Raw genomic sequence first — 18,493 nt, forward strand, 5'->3', positions numbered from 1 at the left:
CCGCAGATCACGGCGGTTCGCGCATGCGCAGGTAGGATATTGCTCTGGGTAAGGCACCAATCAAGCCTACCCGCGACACCAGAAGCCGACGAAACCGCCCGTAGGCCGGTCGCCGTCAAGATCGAGGAGCACCGACGAGATGACTCGCCGCGCACGCCGGATCGTCGTTGGGTTTATCGTTCCCTTCGCCATGTTCATCGCACTCCTGGCATGGGGGGCATCGTCGCCGCCTGGATCCAGCCCCGACGAGGACTACCACATGGGGAGCATCTGGTGCGCCACAGGCGACGTCGAGGGGCGCTGCGAGATCGATGGCACCGATACGGTCCGGCTGCTGCCTGCAGATCTCACCGGCGCGTCGGCCTGCTTCGCGTTCCATCCTGATCAATCGGCGTCCTGCAATCTCGACGAGAACGCGATGGCGCCGACCGAACGCGGGAACTGGATCGACAACGGCTACCCGCCGGTGTTCTACGCGGTGATGAGCACTTTCGTCAGCGACGACCTCCCGCTCTCGATCATCCTCATGCGAACCTTCAATGCGCTGCTGTACGTCGGCGTGCTCAGCGCGCTCTTCTTCCTTCTTCCGTTGCGGATGCGTCCGACTCTGATCTGGGCCTCGTTGATCGGGATCGTCCCCCTCGGCATGTTCCTCATCCCCAGCGCCAACCCCAGCAGCTGGGCCGTGATCCAGGCGAGCGGACTGTGGCTGGCCGTCTGGGGATTCTTCGAGCAGACCGGGCGGAAGAAGGTCGGCCTCGCGATCACCGCCACGGCGCTGATGGTCATCGGGGCAGGAGCCAGAGGAGACTCCGCGGCATACGGAGTCCTCGCGGTTCTGATCGCTGTCGCACTCGCCTTCCGTCCGAACCGCCGCTTCGCGATTCAGCTGCTTCTTCCCGCTGCGCTCATCGTCATCGCCATCGCGCTCTTCCTGACCGCAGGACAGTCCGGTGTGCTCACCGCAGAGACCGGCACTCCCGACAAGCCGCTTCTGTCGCTCGTGTTGGCGAACCTGCAGGCGCTCCCGCAGCTCTGGATCGGATCCCTGGGGCTCTGGGGCCTCGGATGGCTCGACACCGAGATGCCTGATCTGGTGTGGGGAACGAGCTTCGCACTGTTCGCGGCCATCGCGTTCTGGGGCCTGCGCTCGTCCACCAGCCGCAAGTGGATCCCGATCCTGGCCACAAGCGCCGCGTTGGTCGCCGTGCCCCTCTACATCCTGGTGCGGGAGGGGATCCTGGTCGGTGTCGGCGTGCAGCCCCGATACATCTATCCGCTCATGATCATGTTCGTCGGTGCCATGATCCTCGGTGCCCGCAGATCGACGCTGGGCCTGGGGCGCGTTCAGCTTCTCGTGGTCGGCATCGGTCTCGTCGGCGCGAACAGCCTCGCCCTGCACACCAACTTGCGGCGCTACATCACCGGCGCCGATGTCTCGGCGCTGAACCTCGACCGCGCAATCGAGTGGTGGTGGGACTTCGGCCCTTCACCGATGACGGTCTGGGTTCTCGGGTCGCTCGCGTTCGCGGCCGTCCTCGGAGCACTCATCTGGTTCACATGGGAGCGCATTCCGGCGGACGCGAAGACGACGTCCGCGCCGCTGGAGGCATCCGCACCCGTGGGGTGACGGATGAATCTCGCGCCGGACGGCACGCTGCGCCGCCGCCACTGACGGCGGAGCAGCTCAGATCGAGTCGGTCGCCGAGCCCCAGATCGCCCGCCATTCGGACGGCTGGGTCAACGTCGTGGCCGCCGATCGGTAGGACCGCGAGAGAGATCTCCACCTGAGCCACAACTGCGCCCGGAGCAGCATGGTCTGAGCGAGGAGACGGAAAGCCGTCGACCTCTTGCGCCTCAGTGCGAAGATCCCCGTACCTGCCGCGCTCTCCATCGAAGCGCCGTCGAGAACTCCGAGCAACCACCACCGCCCCATGTCTCTCGGAATCCGGGGGTGATTGACGGCGCGCGACGGGCGCAGCTGGTGCACGAGGACTCTGGCCATTCTGGCGATCTTCCCGACCGCGCCGCGGGGAGCATCCGGAATCGGAGGACTGTCCTGCGACGACACGGCCTCCGGAGTCGGAATCACCGCCTGTCCGCTCGACCTCAGAAGATTCTGCAACTCCGCGCGGCGAGTACGGAGCGTGCTCTGCAGGTGCTCGGGACCGCTCAGAATGTCGCGGAGCGCCATGCAACGCAGCTCAGCCGCGCCGTACTGCATGCCGATGAGGTGGTTGACATCGTTCCGCCAACTGTCGCTCAGAACCCGCCGGGGGCGCCGCGAGTGCACGAGGGCTGTCGCCACCCGGTTGCGCAGCTGGAAGTACGCCTGCCAATCGAGTCCGTCGTCTTTCGCGGTCCAGGGCACATGCCACAGGGCGGCGCCTGGCAAGGTGATCGTCCGATGGCCGGCGGCCGATGCGCGCAGACCGTACTCCGCGTCGTCCCATTTGATGAAGTACGGCAGCGCCGCACCGACCTCGCGAACGACGGCCAGCGGGATGAGGCACATCCACCAGCCGTTGAAGTCGACGGGCTTCTGATTGAAGAACGCCGGGGTGGACTCGATCGGGTGCTCTGCGAGGTCGGCCGCGATCATCTCGGGCTCGGTGGCGACCCACCACATGGTGCGCCGGTCGACGACCTCGCCCATCGAGTGCAGCACGGTCGGGTCGATCAGGCTCAGCATCTGGGCGCCGACGAGCGGCGCGTCGGCAGCGACAGACGCGAAGGCGCACATTCGGCGGATCGATTCGGGTTCGAGCATCACATCGTCATCGAGAAGGAGGACGTGGGTCGCATCGGTGTCCAGCGCCTCGATCATCCCTCTGCTGAAACCGCCGGAGCCGCCGAGGTTGTCCTGCACGATGACCCGGACATCGACGCCGGGCGCCAGCGCGCCGACCTCCGCCGTGGAGCCGATCGGTTGCGACCCCTGATCCACGATGAAGACACGCGAGAGCAGATCCGGCAGCCCGTCGCTCCCCAGCGCACGGAGAAGACGGAGGCAGTCATCGACGCGGTTCATGGTCGTGACGGCGACTGCCGGGCGCACGTCCTGATGTTCGTCCGCCTGCACGAGCCACTGAACGTCCCGAAGGACGACATCATCCTGGCCTGCATGCACTTCCAACCAGAGCCAGCTGGCGTCCACCGGGATGCTTTCGAGATCGAACTCGATGTCGCCCCCGACGACGCTGAGTTCGCTGACGACCGTGCGGATGCCGCTGGTGGTGACGCTGTGGACGGTGAGGACCGCTGCCCCCTCCACCTCGAGCCGGAGCGCGGGCGACCGAACCGAGGTGTTCTGAGACCAGATCCCCCAGGGGAAGGCGTTGAAGTACGTGGCGAACGACGCGTGCGCGCCGGCTGCCACCCGAATCGTCGTGCGCCCGAGAATCTCGGCTCGCCCTCTCGCGTAGAGAGCGATCGCGTCCCGACGCTCGTCCGCCGGCATCACGAGCCTCTGAGCCGTCAGCAGAGTGGCCATCGTGGTTCCCCTCACCGTGCATCCTTACGTCGACGTCCGCGCACGACCGAGATCAGCCGATCACCGATCGAACGGCGCGCGTCGAGCTGCCGTGCCACTTCGTCCTGCACGAAACGAGCGAGGTAGAGCGCCAGCCCGTCTCCGTGGGCGGTGGTGAACGCGCGGAGAGCCTCGTCGCGGATCAGCCGGTCGTAGTACTCGTGCTCATCAGCGAGAACGAACATGCTGTTGCCCAGCGCACCGGTCACGTCCCGACGCTGCATCCAGAAGGCCCGCGCGGGCCCGCCGATGAAACCGATCGGGTACTTCCTGCTCACGCGAAGGTTGAATTCCCAGTCCTCGGCCGCATGGATGTCGACCCGATACAGTCCCACCTCATCGTGGACCACGCGTCGATAGACGTACGCGATCGGCACGAACCTGTTCACCTGCAGCAGCTCGGAATAGCTGATCTGCTTCATGTCGGCCCAGAAGGGCTCGCGACCGGTCTCGACGAAGTTCTCACCTTCGAGACTCTCGTACACGATCTCCGTGCGGGAGACGACACCGATATCGGTGGGTGTCGCATCGAGCCACTCCACCGACTGGGCGAGGAACACGGTATCCCAGAGGTCGTCATCGTCGTGGAGGACGACGTATTCGGTCGACAGGGCGCCCACCCCGGCATTCGCCGCCGCAGATCTGCCGAGAGAGACCTCGTGGTCGATGACGGAGATCTTCGATCGGACGCTCGCATCCAGTGCGTCGACGAGCGAGGCGACCGCATCGGACTGCCCACCGTCGTTGACGATCACGACGTGCCAGGCCGTAAATTCCTGGCCGATGATGTCGTCCAGCGCCCTGGCGAGAAGCGTAGGTCGATCCTTCGTTCTCACGACGATGCCGACACGCGCAGAAGAGTCAGGCACAAGTACTCCTGTCAGGCTGCCGAAGTGACCGATCGTTCGAGGCTACCATTCCCCTGCTCAGCACTTCCTTGAGCCGACCCCATAGACTCCCAGGGTGCTCAACCGTCTCAGACGCCTGTGGCGCGCATCGCGATCAGCCCCGGTGATCAGTCCCCTCCTCGCTGCCGCCGACCGCCTCTACTGGTGCCGCGTCATTCGTCGCGCGGACATCGTCGACGCCGATTTCGTTCGGCTGCAGCTCGGGCGGCCGACCTCCACTCGTCGCGCGGTGCGGTCCTACGTCCGCGGTGGGTTCCGGCGGGGCTTCTCCTTGAATCCGCTCTTCCTCGAGCGGCACGTGTCCGCGCAGCTCCCGGACAATGACCGCGTTCCCGCTCTCTACGCCTATCTCGTCAGCGATCCGGCGAAGGTGTCGACGACGATGAGCTGGGATGCTCCGGCCTACGCGACCGCACATCCGGAGAGCGTCACCGCGCCCGGCGGTCCGCTGGGGCACGCCTGGCGTCGACTGCGCGACGGCGGGGAGGTGATCATCGGCTCGGCACCGCATTTGCGAGCAGTCACTCTCATCGACCTCCTCCGGTCCGCGGCACTGGGCTTGAACCCCGCGGAGCAGGTTGCTCCGTCCGGCGCGATCAGCTCGTCACGCGTCATCATCTGGCACCTCGGTGCTGACGACGGCGACGGCGCGACTCTCGCGGTGCTCACCCCACTTGCCGCGGACGGTGACACGACCGTCGTCCTCGCTCTGGAGGCGTCTGCGCCTGCCGATCTGCGCGTCGCCGCAGCACAGGTGACGCTGTGGCACGACGACACCGCTGTCGTCGCCGGCCGCGCCGCCTTGGCACTCGAAAGCGCGACCCCCGACAGCACGATGCTCCTCGTGCGCGGAGCCGGCGCTGCGATCTCATCAGCGGCGGTGCGGGCGCTTCTTACGGAGGCGGACTCCCGCCCCGTGCAACCCCTCTGGCTCGCACCAGACGGCTCGATCGTCTCAGCCGCCACAGCGGCGTACGGCGGACGGACGATCGCGCTGTTCGCCGGACACCCGATCGAGGACGTCCGCGGTCTCGGTGAGCGCATCCCCACCGCGAGTCTGGACGCCCCCGTTCGTGCGTACCGGATCGGCGATCGATCCCAGCCGCACACGCTGCTGAGCGCCTCGGCGACGAGCTCGAGGAGTTTCGCCTCGCAGCCGATCGCCGACGTTGCCGACACGGTGCTGGACGTACTCGCGCCGCATCGTGGCCTGGAGTTCGCGGTCGCGGACGTCCGCGGCCCCTCTCTGCGACGTCGCCCCCTCGAACGCTTCGCTCTCGCCGACGGGGAGTCGGTTCCGCGGCTCCGCTGGGCGATCAAGACCGCCGCCCCCGCGGGCACGCGCGGAGAATCCTGGGGAGACACGCACTTCGCGCGCGGCCTCGCCTCGGCACTGGAACGACTCGGTCAGTACGTCGCCGTCGATGCCCGGCCGGCGGCACACCGCGCGACCGTGGATCTCGACGATGTTTCTCTCATCCTCCGCGGCCCTGAACGGATCGAGCCTCCCGAGTCCGCAACGACGATCCAGTGGATCATCAGCCATCCCGACGAGATCACGGCCGACGAGGTCGGGCGGTTCGACCTCGTCTACGCCGCCTCCGACACCTGGAGCGCCGAGGCGTCGGTACGCCTAGGACGTGCAGTGCTCCCGCTGCTGCAGTGCACCGACACCACCCGATTCTCACCGCACGGGGTCCAGCGGTCCGCAGATCTCGTCTTCGTCGGCACAGCTCGAGGAATCGTCAGACCGTCTGTCGTCGAACCCCTGCGCGCGGGCGCGCCGCTGCGCGTCTACGGACCGGATTGGCGCGGTTTCATCCCCGCCTCCGCCATCGCCGGGACTCACGTGCCGAACGAGGAGCTCCCGCTCGTGTACGAGTCGGCCGGAGCGGTGATGAACGATCATTGGCCCGCGATGCAGCGCGAGGGCTTCGTATCGAACCGCCTTTTCGACGTCGTCTCCGCCGGCGGTCGAGCGATCAGCGACGATGTCTCCGGGATCTCCGAACTCTTCGCTGGTGCCGTACGCACCTACCGGACGACGCCGGAGCTTCTGGAGCTCGTCGCCAGCCCGCTCGACTCCTTGTTCCCTGAAGACGCCGAGCTCGCCGAGATATCCGCGGAGGTCCGCCGGCGCCACTCCTTCGATGCGCGCGCGAAGGAACTGCTCGATGCGGTCCTCGCGCATCGGAGCGGCTCCACGCAAGAGGCAGTGCCGGCCGAGGACTGATCCTCGCCGGCCGCCTGGATCAGCTGCGAACGTCGGACCCCGGAACGGTGATGAACGCGGAGGATGACCCCATCGTTCCCTCGGCGCCCTCGACGTTGAACATCGCACCCTGCATCAGCGCGTGGGTGCTGACTTCGCTGACACCGGCGACATTCGCGTTGATGAAGTACTGCCCCCGGCCGATCTGAAGACTCGCGATCCGCAGATCCACCGTCGTCTCGCCGTCGATCGGCTCCAGCTCGCGGCCCAGGAGCTCGGTGTTCGATGCGAGCACCATGTGCCCGAAGGGCGTGTCGATGCTGAAACCGACATCCCATCGGTCGAAGCGATGATCGGCGGCGACGTGCACACGGATCGTCATCGGCTCCCCCGACACGATCGTGTCGGCAAGCTCGTCTCGGGAGTCGAGGAGCTCGACCTTCGTGACGCGGATCGGCTGGGCGTCCGACGCACCGCCCGACGCGCGTCGCCGCAGTTCGAGGGACTCGCGCAGAACACGAATCGCATCGTTCGTGTCGCCGTCGTGAATCACGCGCCCCGAGCTCAGCACGATGCCACGATCGCAGAGCTCGGCCACCTGCTGGGCCGAATGGCTCACGAGGACGATGGTCCGTCCTTCCGCACGGAACTGCGAGATGCGGTCCATGCACTTGCGCTGGAACGTCTCGTCGCCGACGGCGAGCACCTCATCGACGAGCAGCAGGTCGGGGTCGGTGTGGACCGCGACGGCGAATGCCAGGCGGACGTACATCCCCGACGAGTAGAACTTGACCGCCGTGTCGATGAACGAACCGATTCCACTGAACTCGACGATGTCGTCGAACTGCCGGTCGGTCTCAGCGCGAGAAAGACCCAGGATGGATGCGTTGAGATAGACGTTCTCGCGGCCGCTGAGGTCAGGATGGAACCCGGCGCCGAGCTCGAGCAGCGCAGCCATGCGACCTCGGGTCTGCACGGTGCCCGTGGTCGGCGAGATGATGCCGCCAATGAGCTTCAACAGCGTCGACTTGCCCGATCCGTTGGCACCGAGCAGACCGACGGTCGTGCCCGCCTGGATCTGCATGGTCACATCGTCGACCGCGACGAAGTCCTCGCGGAAGTCCTTGCCCAGTCGACCCAGGTGGACGATCCGGTCCTTGAGGCTGTTGTCCTTGCGGACCGTGAACTGCTTGGTCACCGAATCGAGACGGATGATGTCCGGTCCTTGGATGGTCGTCATCACAGCTCCTGTGCGAAGTTGCCCTGGACGCGCACGAACACGCGATGCGCTATCCAGAGAAGGGCGAGGCCGATGATCGTGGCTATCAGCATGCGCAGGCCGAGGTTGGCCGGGTAGTCGGCGTCTGTCCCTGCGCCCCAGAAGGCACGATGGAATCCGAGGACGGCGATCGTCAGCGGGTTCGCCGCATAGATCTCGATGAACCATTCCGGAAGCGAGAAGCGGAAGAGGACGTCCTTCACCATCGACCAGGAATAGACGATGGGAGACGCCCACATGGCGAGCATGAGTACGACCTCGGTGAGGTACTGCATGTCACGCAGGTACACGTTGGCTGCGGAGAGCAGCAATCCGAAGGCGAGACCGTATACGCCGATGAGGAGCAGCGACGGGAAGAACCACAGCATCTGCGCAGGTTCCGGCAGGGCGCCGAAAAGGATCGCCGCGATCAACAGCACACCGAGCTGCACCGCACCCATGAATCCCGCAGCGCCGATGCTCGCCAGGGGGAAGACTTCACGGGGCAGGTAGATCTTCTTCACCAGGGCCGCGTTGTTCAGGATCGACCCCGTGGACCCGGCGATCATGTCGTTGAAGAAGACGTACAGCGTCAGGCCGGAGAACAGGTAGATCGCGAAGTCCGGGATGCCCTCGGCCGCGCGCAGGAACTGGCCGAGGACGACGTAGTACATCAGGAACTGGATCAGGGGCCGGATGACGGTCCAGAGGAAGCCCAGGAAGCTGTCGCGATACCGAGCCTGCAGGTCGCGGCGGATGAGAAGGCTCAGCAGCTCTCGGCGCGAGACCAGTTCACGGAGCTTTCCTCCGCGTACACGGAGTCCGCGTGTGTCGATCGTCGAGAACGGCTCGCTCTCGAGCCGTTCAAATCGTTCCAAGGTATCCAAGGCTCTCACTCACACTTCCGCGAATCCGCTGCCGTCGTCTTCATCCCGATGCGTATCAGCGACCGGAGACGCGACGAATCGTCGCTCCGGGACGCCGCACCGTCCGGGCCACTTTGCCCACGATGCTGTTCGACGCCATGATCCCGCGCACCCGCGCACCCGTTCCGGGAAAGTTGATGCGCATGTACATTCTTGCAAAGTCTGACGCCGACCCCGTACCGACGAAGCCCGCGCGCCGCAGCAACTCGATCTGCTCGTAGGCGTACCCCGGCGTCGTGACCGCCATCTCGTCGAGCTTGAATTCCAACGCGGTATGGCTGATCGCCATGTACTCCGTCGTGCTCACCGTGCGCACGTGGTATCCGAGCTCGCCTGCGGCGTACGCGGGCATCCGCTCGAGAATGTGCGCGAGGCCGCCGTCGCGATACGCCTCGGCGCCGCCGAACTGCTCGTACGACCACTCGTGCTCCACGAGAACCCGCAGCGCCTGGGGACGGGCGATGTACATGGAGCCGAAGGGTGCGAGCGGCGAGATGTCATCGAGAGGGACATGGATGCCGAGCTCCGCCGACATCTTCTCCGCACCCTCCTTGTTCACCGACCATCCCCTGCCCAGCGTCGGATAGCCGATGTGGATCATCGGAGGAAAGACGAGGCCGAGACCCGGCTCCCGCTGGAAGAGTGCCACGAGGTTCGCTGTGTACCCGGGACTGTTCAGCAGGTTGTCGAACTGCTGCTCCTTGAAGTGACGACCGACGTTGAAGCCGTCCTGAGGCGTCTTCTTGGAATGGATCTTCACGACCAGATCGTAGTCATCCGAGAGCAGAACGTCCCGGCATTCGATGAGGAAGGCGCTCTGGTCCCGCCCGTCGTTCGATGGCAGAACGCGAATGTCGACCGTGCCCTGTCGCGGACCCCGGTGCTCGATCACCGCACGGATCTGTGCGGCCCGATCGGCATCCGGTGTCGTGACGACCAGGTCGTAGGCGCTGGGAAGCGTATCGGCCCGATCGAGCATCTCGTCCGTCATCTCGACGTAGAAGATGTGTGCCATCACGACGGTCCGAAGCGGTCGATCCGGGTCGTACGACACATCGACGTCCGGAAGCACCTCGAGCATCGACGCATCGGTGTTCAGATCCTTCGGCGCGATCGTATGCGCCGCGTTCTGCCAGAACAGGTCCATGGGGTACCCGTACCGCTCCGCGGCTTCGAGCGTCCAGCGGCCGACGACCGCATGCCGATCCAGGTATGGCGGCCACTGCATGAACGGGCGGCGCTTGAGGAGAGGACAGCCGGCGTCGAGCAGCGCTTCCGCGCGATAGAGCGACGGGTTCTTCGTCCCGATCTCGGCGGAGGGGTAGGCGACGTCATGCGTGAATCCACGCTCCGCGAAATGCTCCGTGAAGATCGTCTCGTGCTTCAGCACCGCATCGAAATACGACGGCATCTCCGGCAGATCACGCCAATACTGCACCCACGCATCCGACAGGAACATCTCCCGCCGCACCGCGATCCAGAACGACTGCAGGTGATACGGAAGAACACCCTTCCCGGTGAACGGATTCGGCACCTCACGCGCGTGATCCGTCATCCCCCAGAAATCCGTCGACCGCTCACCCATCCGCTCGAACACCGGACCATACGGACGCACCGGCCCGAACCACGTGTCATTCGTCAGCAGAACCTCATCGAACTCCGCGATCCGCGCACCCACATGATCCAACGCATCCTTGTGCGCCCAGATATCGAACCCGGAGTTCTCCCGAACCAGCACCTCATCCGAGACCGACTCGAGCGCAACCCGACCCGCATCCGACAACGCACCGTTCACGACCACCAGAACATGCGCCGCATGCTCACGAAGACCCGCCAACGCGAACGGAACATAATCGTCCACATCCCCACGCCGGTCATAGACCACGTACACCACAAGCCGACGACCACCAACCGGAAAAACACCCGGCACCCGACTCATGACCGCGCCCCCTTCACTGCACCGATCAGGAGCTTTTGCGCTCCTCTGGCTGCTCCTACCGCGCGTCGGAGAATACTCGTCACCGGACGGACCACCGGACGAACGCGCTCCACAAGAGCAGGATGGTTCAGGTTCAAGTACATGCGCAGCATCGCCACCGCGCCTCCCTTGCCGATCCAGCCGGCCCGATGCAGGAACTGGATCTGCTCGATCGGATATCCCGGCGTGGTCGATGCCAGCTGGTCGAGCTTGTACTCCATCGAGACATGACTGATCCCGGCATGTTCGAGGCTCATCACCGTCCTGGCATGGAAGCCGTCCTCGCCGGCGCCGTACACGACGAGACGCTCCAGTACTCGGGCGAGGTCCGCCTTGCGTCTCTTCGACGGCTTGTCGAAGTCTTCGACCCGCCAGTCGGGCCGCGTCAGCGGCGCGAGCGCAGCGGGGCGGCAGATCCACATCCCACCCAACGGCGCGAGCGGGGAGACGCCGTCGAACGGCACCCGGATTCCGAGCTGCGCAGCGACCTCCTTCGCCCGCGGAAGGTAGTAGGCCCAGCCCTTGCCCGGCGTGGCGTATCCCACGTGGATCATCGGCGGCATCACGATGCCGAGCCCGGGCTCGCGCTGGAAGAGCGCGAGCACGTTGGCGAAATAGCCAGGGCTCCCGAGCAGATTGTCCACCTGGTGGCGCCGGAAATAGCGAATGGCGTTGGCGGATCGGTTCTTCGGCCTTCGGGTATGAACCTTCACGATGAGATCGAAGTCTCCGCTGACGAGGACGTCCCGCATCCCTACGAAGAACGCGCTCATGTCCCGTCCGCGCGCGGGCACGACGCGTACCTCGCTCGCCGCACGATCCCCGGTTCCTTGCTCGGCCAGGCGCTGTGTGATCGTCGCCGCATCCTCGTCCGTCGTGGTCGTCACGAAGAGTGTGTGGGATTGCCCGATGTCGTCGGTCGACGACAGGAGTTCATCGAGGTCTCTTGCGTGCGGAACGTGCGCGATCACGGCGATGCGATACGGCCGCTCGGGGTCGTAGGAGACGTCGACGTCCGGCAGGACCTCCATCATTCCGGCATCGGCGTTGAGGACCTTCGGCGCCACGTTGCGCGCGAGATTCTGCCAGAGCACCGGCATCGGATAGCCGTAGTCCTCCACGTCGCGCAGGACCCGTCGACCGATGACCGCGTGCCGATCGAGGTAGGGCGGATAGTGGAAGAACTGCCGCCGTTTCAGAAGGGGGCAGTCATCACGCAGAAGCAGATCCGCGTTGAAGAGCGCCGGGTGATCCGTCGGGTAGTCGGCGGAGGGGTAGGCGACGTCATGCGTGAATCCACGCTCCGCGAAATGCTCCGTGAAGATCGTCTCGTGCTTCAGCACCGCATCGAAATACGACGGCATCTCCGGCAGATCACGCCAATACTGCACCCACGCATCCGACAGGAACATCTCCCGCCGCACCGCGATCCAGAACGACTGCAGGTGATACGGAAGAACACCCTTCCCGGTGAACGGATTCGGCACCTCACGCGCGTGATCCGTCATCCCCCAGAAATCCGTCGACCGCTCACCCATCCGCTCGAACACCGGACCATACGGACGCACCGGCCCGAACCACGTGTCATTCGTCAGCAGAACCTCATCGAACTCCGCGATCCGCGCACCCACATGATCCAACGCATCCTTGTGCGCCCAGATATCGAACCCGGAGTTCTCCCGAACCAGCACCTCATCCGAGACCGACTCGAGCGCAACCCGACCCGCATCCGACAACGCACCGTTCACGACCACCAGAACATGCGCCGCATGCTCACGAAGACCCGCCAACGCGAACGGAACATAATCGTCCACATCCCCACGCCGGTCATAGACCACGTACACCACAAGCCGACGACCACCAACCGGAAAAACACCCGGCACCCGACTCATGCTTGTCATACTTCTGCGACTCTCCAGCAGCTCTTCGGCGATTGACCACGGTGATCAGGCCACGGGATCGACCTTGCGAACCGCAGCCAATCCTAAACCGCGTGCGGTCATCGTCCCTGGGCGAGCGCCTTGAGCAAGTACTCCCCGTAGCCGCTCTTGATGAGGGGCTCTGCGCGCTCGCGCAGCTCGTCGTCGGTGAGGAATCCCATGCGCCAGGCGACTTCTTCGGGGCAGCCGATGGAGAGCCCCTGGCGCTTCTCGACCGTGCGGATGAAGTCGGTGGCCTCTGCGAGCGAATCGAATGTTCCGGTGTCCAGCCACGCGGTTCCGCGGGTCAGGAGCTGCACCTTGAGCTTTCCCCGGTCGAGGTACACGCGGTTGACATCCGTGATCTCGAGCTCGCCACGAGGGGACGGCTTGAGCGCCTTCGCGATCTCGATGACGTCGTTGTCGTAGAAGTACAGTCCGGGGACCGCGTAGTTGCTCTTCGGCTTGACCGGCTTCTCCTCGAGGGAGACGACTCGGCCGTCCTCGCCGAACTCGACGACGCCGTATGCGGTCGCGTCGTCGACCCAGTAGCCGAACACAACTCCCCCGTCGAGTTCGTTGTACTGGCGCAGCTGTGTGCCCATCCCCTGCCCGTAGAAGATGTTGTCGCCCAGCACGAGGGCCGCGGATTCGGACCCGATGTGCTCCTCGCCGAGGACGAAGGCCTGTGCGAGCCCATCGGGTGACGGCTGGGTCTTGTAGGTGATGGAGACCCCGAACTGCGAACCGTCTCCGAGGAGGCGATGGAACGACTCCGCGTCGTGGGGGGTCGTGATCATCAGGATGTCGCGGATGCCCGCGAGGATGAGTGTCGACAGTGGGTAGTAGATCATCGGCTTGTCGTACACCGGGACCAGCTGCTTGGAGACGCCGAGGGTGATCGGGTGCAGCCGGGATCCAGTCCCACCGGCGAGAATGATTCCGCGCATGGGTAACAGTCTCCCCGATCGCGCGCACCTGTACAAACGCCCCGAGTCCTCGGCGGCGGTCCCGGTACGCTGGTCGTCATGCAGAGACTGCTCGTCACCGGCGGTGCCGGATTCATCGGATCGAACTTCGTGCACCATGTCATCGAGAACACGGACGCCCACGTGACCGTTCTCGACAAACTGACGTACGCCGGCAACGAGGCGTCTCTCGTTGGTCTCCCCACTGACCGCTTCCGCTTCGTGCGGGGCGACATCACGGATGCGGAGCTGGTCGACGATCTCTTCGCCGACGTCGACGGGGTCGTGCACTACGCGGCCGAATCGCACAATGACAACTCCCTCCACGACCCGCGCCCCTTCCTCGACACGAACATCATCGGCACGTACACGCTGCTCGAGGCCGCGCGACGCCATCAGCGACGGTTCCACCACATCTCCACCGATGAGGTCTACGGAGACCTCGAGCTCGACGACCCGGAGCGGTTCACCGAATCCACGCCGTACAACCCCTCTTCCCCGTACTCCTCGACCAAGGCCGGCAGCGACCTCCTGGTGCGAGCCTGGGTGCGCTCGTTCGGCGTGCAGGCGACGATCTCGAACTGCTCGAACAACTACGGCCCGTACCAGCACGTGGAGAAGTTCATCCCGCGTCAGATCACGAACGTGATCCGCGGCGTCCGGCCGAAACTGTACGGTGCAGGACTCAATGTCCGCGACTGGATCCACGCGGACGATCACTCCTCCGCAGTGCTGACCATCCTCGACAAGGGCGAGATCGGCGAGACGTATCTCATCGGCGCCGACGGCGAGAAGGACAACAAGTCGGTCGTGGAACTCATCCTCGCGCAGATGGGACAGCCTGCCGACGCGTACGACCATGTCACCGACCGCGCAGGGCACGATCTTCGTTACGCAATCGACTCCACGAAGCTGCGCACCGAACTCGGCTGGATGCCGCGCTTCAGCGACTTCGAGTCCGGTCTCGCTTCCACGATCGCGTGGTACCGGGACAATGAGGCGTGGTGGGCGCCGTCCAAGGACGCCACCGAGTCCTTCTACGCCTCCAAGGGGCAGTGATGACGGAGTTCGGCAAGTCGCTCACGATCACCGAGACGCCCATCCCCGGTCTCCTCGTCGCAGAACTCCCCGTCCACGGCGACTCCCGCGGCTGGTTCAAGGAGAACTGGCAGCGCGAGAAGATGGTGGCTGCAGGACTCCCCGATTTCGGACCTGTGCAGAACAACGTGTCCTTCAACGACGCGATCGGCACTACGCGCGGCATTCACGCCGAGCCCTGGGACAAATGGGTGTCGGTCGCGACCGGCCGTATCTTCGGCGCGTGGGTCGACCTGCGCGAAGGTCCGTCGTTCGGCACGGTGTTCACGACGGAGATCGATCCCTCCCGCGCGATCTTCGTGCCGCGCGGCGTCGGCAACTCTTATCAGACCCTCGCAGCCGACACGGCGTACGCGTACCTCGTCAACGACCACTGGTCTGCCGACGCCGACTACTCGTTCCTGAATCTGGCTGACGAGACCGTCTCGATCCCGTGGCCCATCCCGCTCTCCGAGGTCGAGATCTCCCCCAAGGACCTCGCGCACCCGCGTCTCGCGGACGTCAGCCCGATCGCCCCGAAGAAGACGTTGATCGTCGGTGCCAACGGTCAGCTCGGCCTGGCCCTGCGCCGACTTCTCGGAGACGCGGCGCGATTCGAGTACGCCGGTCGCGATTCGCTCGATCTCACGGATCCCGCCTTCGCCTCGTCACGTCGCTGGCGGGACTACGACACGATCATCAACGCCGCGGCCTACACCGCGGTCGACGTCGCAGAGACAGCGGCTGGGCGCGCGGACGCGTGGGCCGCGAACGTCACCGGTGTCGCTGCGATCGCGCGCGTCGCCACCGAGAACGCCATCACGCTCGTCCATGTCTCCAGCGACTACGTCTTCGACGGGACCAAGGCCGGCGAGTACACCGAAGAGGACGCCATTCGTCCGCTCGGCGTCTACGGCCAGACCAAGGCCGCGGGCGACGCAATCGTCAGCACCGTGCCCCGGCACTACATCGTCCGCACTTCATGGGTCATCGGAGAGGGCAAGAACTTCGTCCGCGTCATGGCTTCCCTGGCGGAGAAGGGTGTGTCGCCGAGTGTCGTCGACGATCAGGTCGGCCGCCTGAGCTTCGCTGACGAGATCGCTGCGGGCGTCCGCCACCTCGTCGAGAGCCGAGCGCCGTTCGGCACGTACAACCTCACCGGCTCCGGCGACGCGATGTCGTGGGCGGACATCGCCCGGTCGATCTTCGAAAGCACCGGACATGACCCTGCCCGCGTGACCGGCGTCTCGACTGCCGACTATTTCGCCGGTGCGACCGCCCCGGTCTCGCCCCGGCCCGGCAACAGCCGGCTCGACCTGCAGAAGATCCGCGAGAGCGGATTCACGCCGACCGACCACCGCGAGTCGCTCCAGCGCTACCTGACGAATCCGGGCTGATCGCCCACCGCGTCATGCCGACGCAGCCGCAGAGAAAGGCGGTCCCCCTCGTGCGAGGGGGACCGCCTTTCTTTCGCACCGATTGCGGAGTGCTACGGAACGGTGACCGTCTTACAACCCAGCAGGACGTGGCCGCCCGCGCCGTCGTTGATCGCATAGACGCAGACATTATGCGTTCCGGCCGAGGTGCTCAGCCTCTCCGAGAAGCCGTGCTTGCTTCCGGTTCCCGGATAGGCGCCGGCCACGTCAGCCCGCTCCTTGTCGGCCCAGTGGGCGGAGCTCGTCGAATCGACGTAGATGTGCACGGAGATGGGATTCGTCGTGTCGGGATCGATGGCCCAGCCGCCCACGACGACCGCACCCGCCTCCACGGCGACGCCCTCGAAATTCCCGAAGGGGACGCGGCCTCGATCTGTGGTCTGCGCCGCGACCGTCGCTTCCTTGCAACCCAGCAGCACATGACCACCCGGACCCGTATTGATCCCATACGCACACACCGTCGACTTCCCGACCGGCAACGTCAACGCCTCCGAGAAACCATGCCGATCCCCATACCCGGGATTCGCCGCAGCAACATCCGCACGCACCTTGTCAGCGGAATACTCCTTACCCGCAGACCCCACATACAGATGAACCTTGATCGACGACGCCGTATCCGGATCCAACGCCCACCCGGTCGCCGTCGCCACATTCCCCGACACCGCCACCGACTCGAACGCACCGACCGGAACACGACCCTTCTCCGTGATCGTCGTGGGTCCGACCTGGACGACCGAGCAACCGAGTTGCACGTTGCCGCCTGGTCCCGAGTTGATGCCGTAGACGCACACGTTGTGACTGCCGGCTGCCGCATTCACGGTGACATCGAAACCGTGGTTCTTCCCATAAGCGACGTAGGCCGCGGGGATATCGGTACGCGCCAGGTTCGCGGAGGCGGCGACACCGACGCTGTCGACGTAGACATGCACGGTCGCAGGACTCACAGTGTCCGGATCGAGCGCCCATCCGGTGACCTTCACGCCACCGGAGACGGCCTTCGCCGTAGGTACACTGCCGACCGGGCTTCCGCTCTTGGCCGTGACGCTGCGACAGCCGAGAAGCACGTTGGCACCGGCACCGCTGTTCATCGCATAGACGCATACGTCTGTCGCCCCGGCGCCCACGGCGGGAACGGTGACCGAGAATCCGTGCCGATCGCCGGATCCCGGGTACGCCGCGCCGACATCGGGGCGAGACACGTTCGCGAGGAAGGCGCTGCCCGCTGACCCCGCGTACACGTGAACGGCGATCGGCTCGGTGGTGTTCGGGTCGATCGCCCACCCGGACACCGCGAACTGACCGGGCCGTGCTTCGACCATCTCGATGTTGCCGAAGGGGTTCGCCGCTCGGGTCGGACCGAACCAGTCCGTGAAGTAGTTGTAGAAGTTCCGGTTGCCGTAGGCCCCGCACGGAGCCTCGCCCGTTCCGGCCGCCAAGGCGGCCGCGTTCGGCTGGTACGGCGTGTAGTAGTACATCGCCGACGTCGCCTTGTTGGCGACGTAGACAGGGCCCGAGCCACAGGCGATGTTGGGGCTGTAGCGGATGTTCCAGGTCTTGCCTGGTGCGAACCAGGTGAAGTACTTGCCCTCCATGTAGACCTGCATCTGCCGTGCGGCACCGTAGATCTGGTGGAAGAACCCGACGAAGTCCGGATTGCACGGAGCGTCATCCGGACACCCCTGACCCAGGGCGATGTCATAGCGCCAGGCGCTCGGCCACGAATGCGTGACCAGTCCTTGCTCCTTCTGGAGCATCACGATCAGCACCTGCGGATTGATGCCGCAGGACTGGGCGACCCGGTAGATGATGCGCGCCGCGGTCTCGTTCGCTGCTCCCGTGTAGCCCTGACAGTAACTGTCGGCCGGGCGATTGACCGAGCTGATCTTGAAGTCCTTGAGGCAGACGACCTGCCTGCCGTCCTCATCAGTCCCGCCGCGGCACGTCGCCACCTTGCCGTTGAAGAACGACTGGATCTGCGCCTCGCTCATCGAGTTCTTGTCCGTGAACACCGCGTCGCTGATGAGATGCCCGGGGTCGAACCCCGCGAGTGTCATCGGCTTGATACCCGCGACCGGATCGGATGCTGCACGAGCCATCGAGGCCGTGGCCGGGGCTGCCGTCGCGCCCGCGGTAGGCACGAGCACGCCGACGACGAGAGCGGCGACCGCGAGCAGGCATGCGAACCAGCGTCCGGGCGCGATCGGGCGTCGAGGACTACGTGCCTGTCCAGTCATGTTCACAGTCTGTCGGAGCAACAGTCCGTTTGGGCGCTGGACACG

12 protein-coding genes are annotated in these 18,493 nt (G+C 65.3%); 4 read left to right on the plus strand and 8 right to left on the minus strand.

All coding sequences use genetic code 11. The features are described 5' to 3' along the window. Window positions 1-190: 190 nt before the first annotated feature. Window positions 191-1,630 carry a DUF2142 domain-containing protein gene (locus tag LTA6_RS18385; protein ID WP_341975308.1) on the plus strand — a complete coding sequence of 480 codons (1,440 nt, stop codon included), beginning with the start codon at window positions 191-193 and terminating at the stop codon, window positions 1,628-1,630. A gap of 57 nt (window positions 1,631-1,687) precedes the next feature. On the opposite strand, the gene LTA6_RS18390 is transcribed toward LTA6_RS18385, so the two are convergent. Further along, window positions 1,688-3,493: a glycosyltransferase gene (locus tag LTA6_RS18390; RefSeq protein ID WP_341975309.1), complete on the minus strand. Its 1,806-nt coding sequence runs from the start codon at window positions 3,491-3,493 to the stop codon at window positions 1,688-1,690. A gap of 11 nt (window positions 3,494-3,504) precedes the next feature. Then, window positions 3,505-4,401, minus strand: coding sequence for a glycosyltransferase family A protein (locus LTA6_RS18395; RefSeq protein ID WP_341975310.1), 897 nt, complete (start codon window positions 4,399-4,401; stop codon window positions 3,505-3,507). 94 nt (window positions 4,402-4,495) lie between these two features. Here LTA6_RS18395 and LTA6_RS18400 point away from each other — a divergent pair, with 94 nt between their 5' ends. Then, on the plus strand, window positions 4,496-6,673 hold the full coding sequence (locus LTA6_RS18400) for a glycosyltransferase (protein WP_341975311.1): 2,178 nt from the start codon (window positions 4,496-4,498) through the stop codon (window positions 6,671-6,673). A gap of 19 nt (window positions 6,674-6,692) precedes the next feature. Here LTA6_RS18400 and LTA6_RS18405 read toward each other — a convergent pair whose 3' ends face one another. The 5 genes from LTA6_RS18405 to rfbA all read right to left on the minus strand — a co-directional run bounded on the left by LTA6_RS18405 (window position 6,693) and on the right by rfbA (window position 13,683). Then, complete coding sequence (locus tag LTA6_RS18405) at window positions 6,693-7,892, minus strand: ABC transporter ATP-binding protein (RefSeq protein WP_341975312.1); 1,200 nt, start codon at window positions 7,890-7,892, stop codon at window positions 6,693-6,695. After that, window positions 7,892-8,788, minus strand: coding sequence for an ABC transporter permease (locus tag LTA6_RS18410; protein WP_341975313.1), 897 nt, complete (start codon window positions 8,786-8,788; stop codon window positions 7,892-7,894). The genes LTA6_RS18405 and LTA6_RS18410 overlap by 1 nt, the downstream gene beginning before the upstream one ends. 64 nt (window positions 8,789-8,852) lie before the next feature. Then, a complete protein-coding gene (locus LTA6_RS18415; protein ID WP_407358377.1) occupies window positions 8,853-10,697 on the minus strand; it encodes a rhamnan synthesis F family protein in 1,845 nt (614 codons plus the stop codon). Between the two features lie 74 nt (window positions 10,698-10,771). Next, the gene (locus LTA6_RS18420) at window positions 10,772-12,628 is read right to left on the minus strand and encodes a rhamnan synthesis F family protein (RefSeq protein WP_341975315.1); all 1,857 of its coding nucleotides are present in this window, start codon (window positions 12,626-12,628) and stop codon (window positions 10,772-10,774) included. A 185-nt stretch (window positions 12,629-12,813) separates the two neighbouring features. Next, window positions 12,814-13,683: a glucose-1-phosphate thymidylyltransferase RfbA gene (gene rfbA, locus LTA6_RS18425; protein ID WP_341975316.1), complete on the minus strand. Its 870-nt coding sequence runs from the start codon at window positions 13,681-13,683 to the stop codon at window positions 12,814-12,816. Window positions 13,684-13,761: 78 nt separating this feature from the next. Between rfbA and rfbB the strand changes: the two genes are divergently transcribed. Both rfbB and LTA6_RS18435 read left to right on the plus strand, forming a co-directional pair. Then, window positions 13,762-14,760 (plus strand): dTDP-glucose 4,6-dehydratase, encoded by a 999-nt coding sequence (gene rfbB / locus LTA6_RS18430; RefSeq protein WP_341975317.1) that lies wholly within the window; start codon window positions 13,762-13,764, stop codon window positions 14,758-14,760. Beyond that, window positions 14,760-16,175, plus strand: a complete 1,416-nt coding sequence (locus tag LTA6_RS18435) for a bifunctional dTDP-4-dehydrorhamnose 3,5-epimerase family protein/NAD(P)-dependent oxidoreductase (protein WP_341975318.1) — start codon at window positions 14,760-14,762, stop codon at window positions 16,173-16,175. The genes rfbB and LTA6_RS18435 overlap by 1 nt, the downstream gene beginning before the upstream one ends. A gap of 92 nt (window positions 16,176-16,267) precedes the next feature. Here the strand turns inward: LTA6_RS18435 and LTA6_RS18440 are convergent, their stop codons facing one another. Next, the gene (locus LTA6_RS18440) at window positions 16,268-18,448 is read right to left on the minus strand and encodes a hypothetical protein (protein WP_341975319.1); all 2,181 of its coding nucleotides are present in this window, start codon (window positions 18,446-18,448) and stop codon (window positions 16,268-16,270) included. Window positions 18,449-18,493 lie beyond the last annotated feature (45 nt).

The sequence above is a fragment of the Microbacterium sp. LTA6 genome, assembly GCF_045690355.1.
Classification (GTDB): Bacteria; Actinomycetota; Actinomycetes; order Actinomycetales; family Microbacteriaceae; genus Microbacterium.

Bases quoted from the DNA above. Each gene is read 5' to 3' on its own strand.
- LTA6_RS18385 (WP_341975308.1), top strand. From the start codon at position 191: ATGTTCATCGCACTCCTGGCATGGGGGGCATCGTCGCCGCCTGGATCC.
- LTA6_RS18390 (WP_341975309.1), bottom strand. From the start codon at position 3,493: ATGGCCACTCTGCTGACGGCTCAGAGGCTCGTGATGCCGGCGGACGAG.
- LTA6_RS18405 (WP_341975312.1), bottom strand. From the start codon at position 7,892: ATGACGACCATCCAAGGACCGGACATCATCCGTCTCGATTCGGTGACC.
- rfbA (WP_341975316.1), bottom strand. From the start codon at position 13,683: ATGCGCGGAATCATTCTCGCCGGTGGGACTGGATCCCGGCTGCACCCG.
- rfbB (WP_341975317.1), top strand. From the start codon at position 13,762: ATGCAGAGACTGCTCGTCACCGGCGGTGCCGGATTCATCGGATCGAAC.
- LTA6_RS18435 (WP_341975318.1), top strand. From the start codon at position 14,760: ATGACGGAGTTCGGCAAGTCGCTCACGATCACCGAGACGCCCATCCCC.
- LTA6_RS18440 (WP_341975319.1), bottom strand. From the start codon at position 18,448: ATGACTGGACAGGCACGTAGTCCTCGACGCCCGATCGCGCCCGGACGC.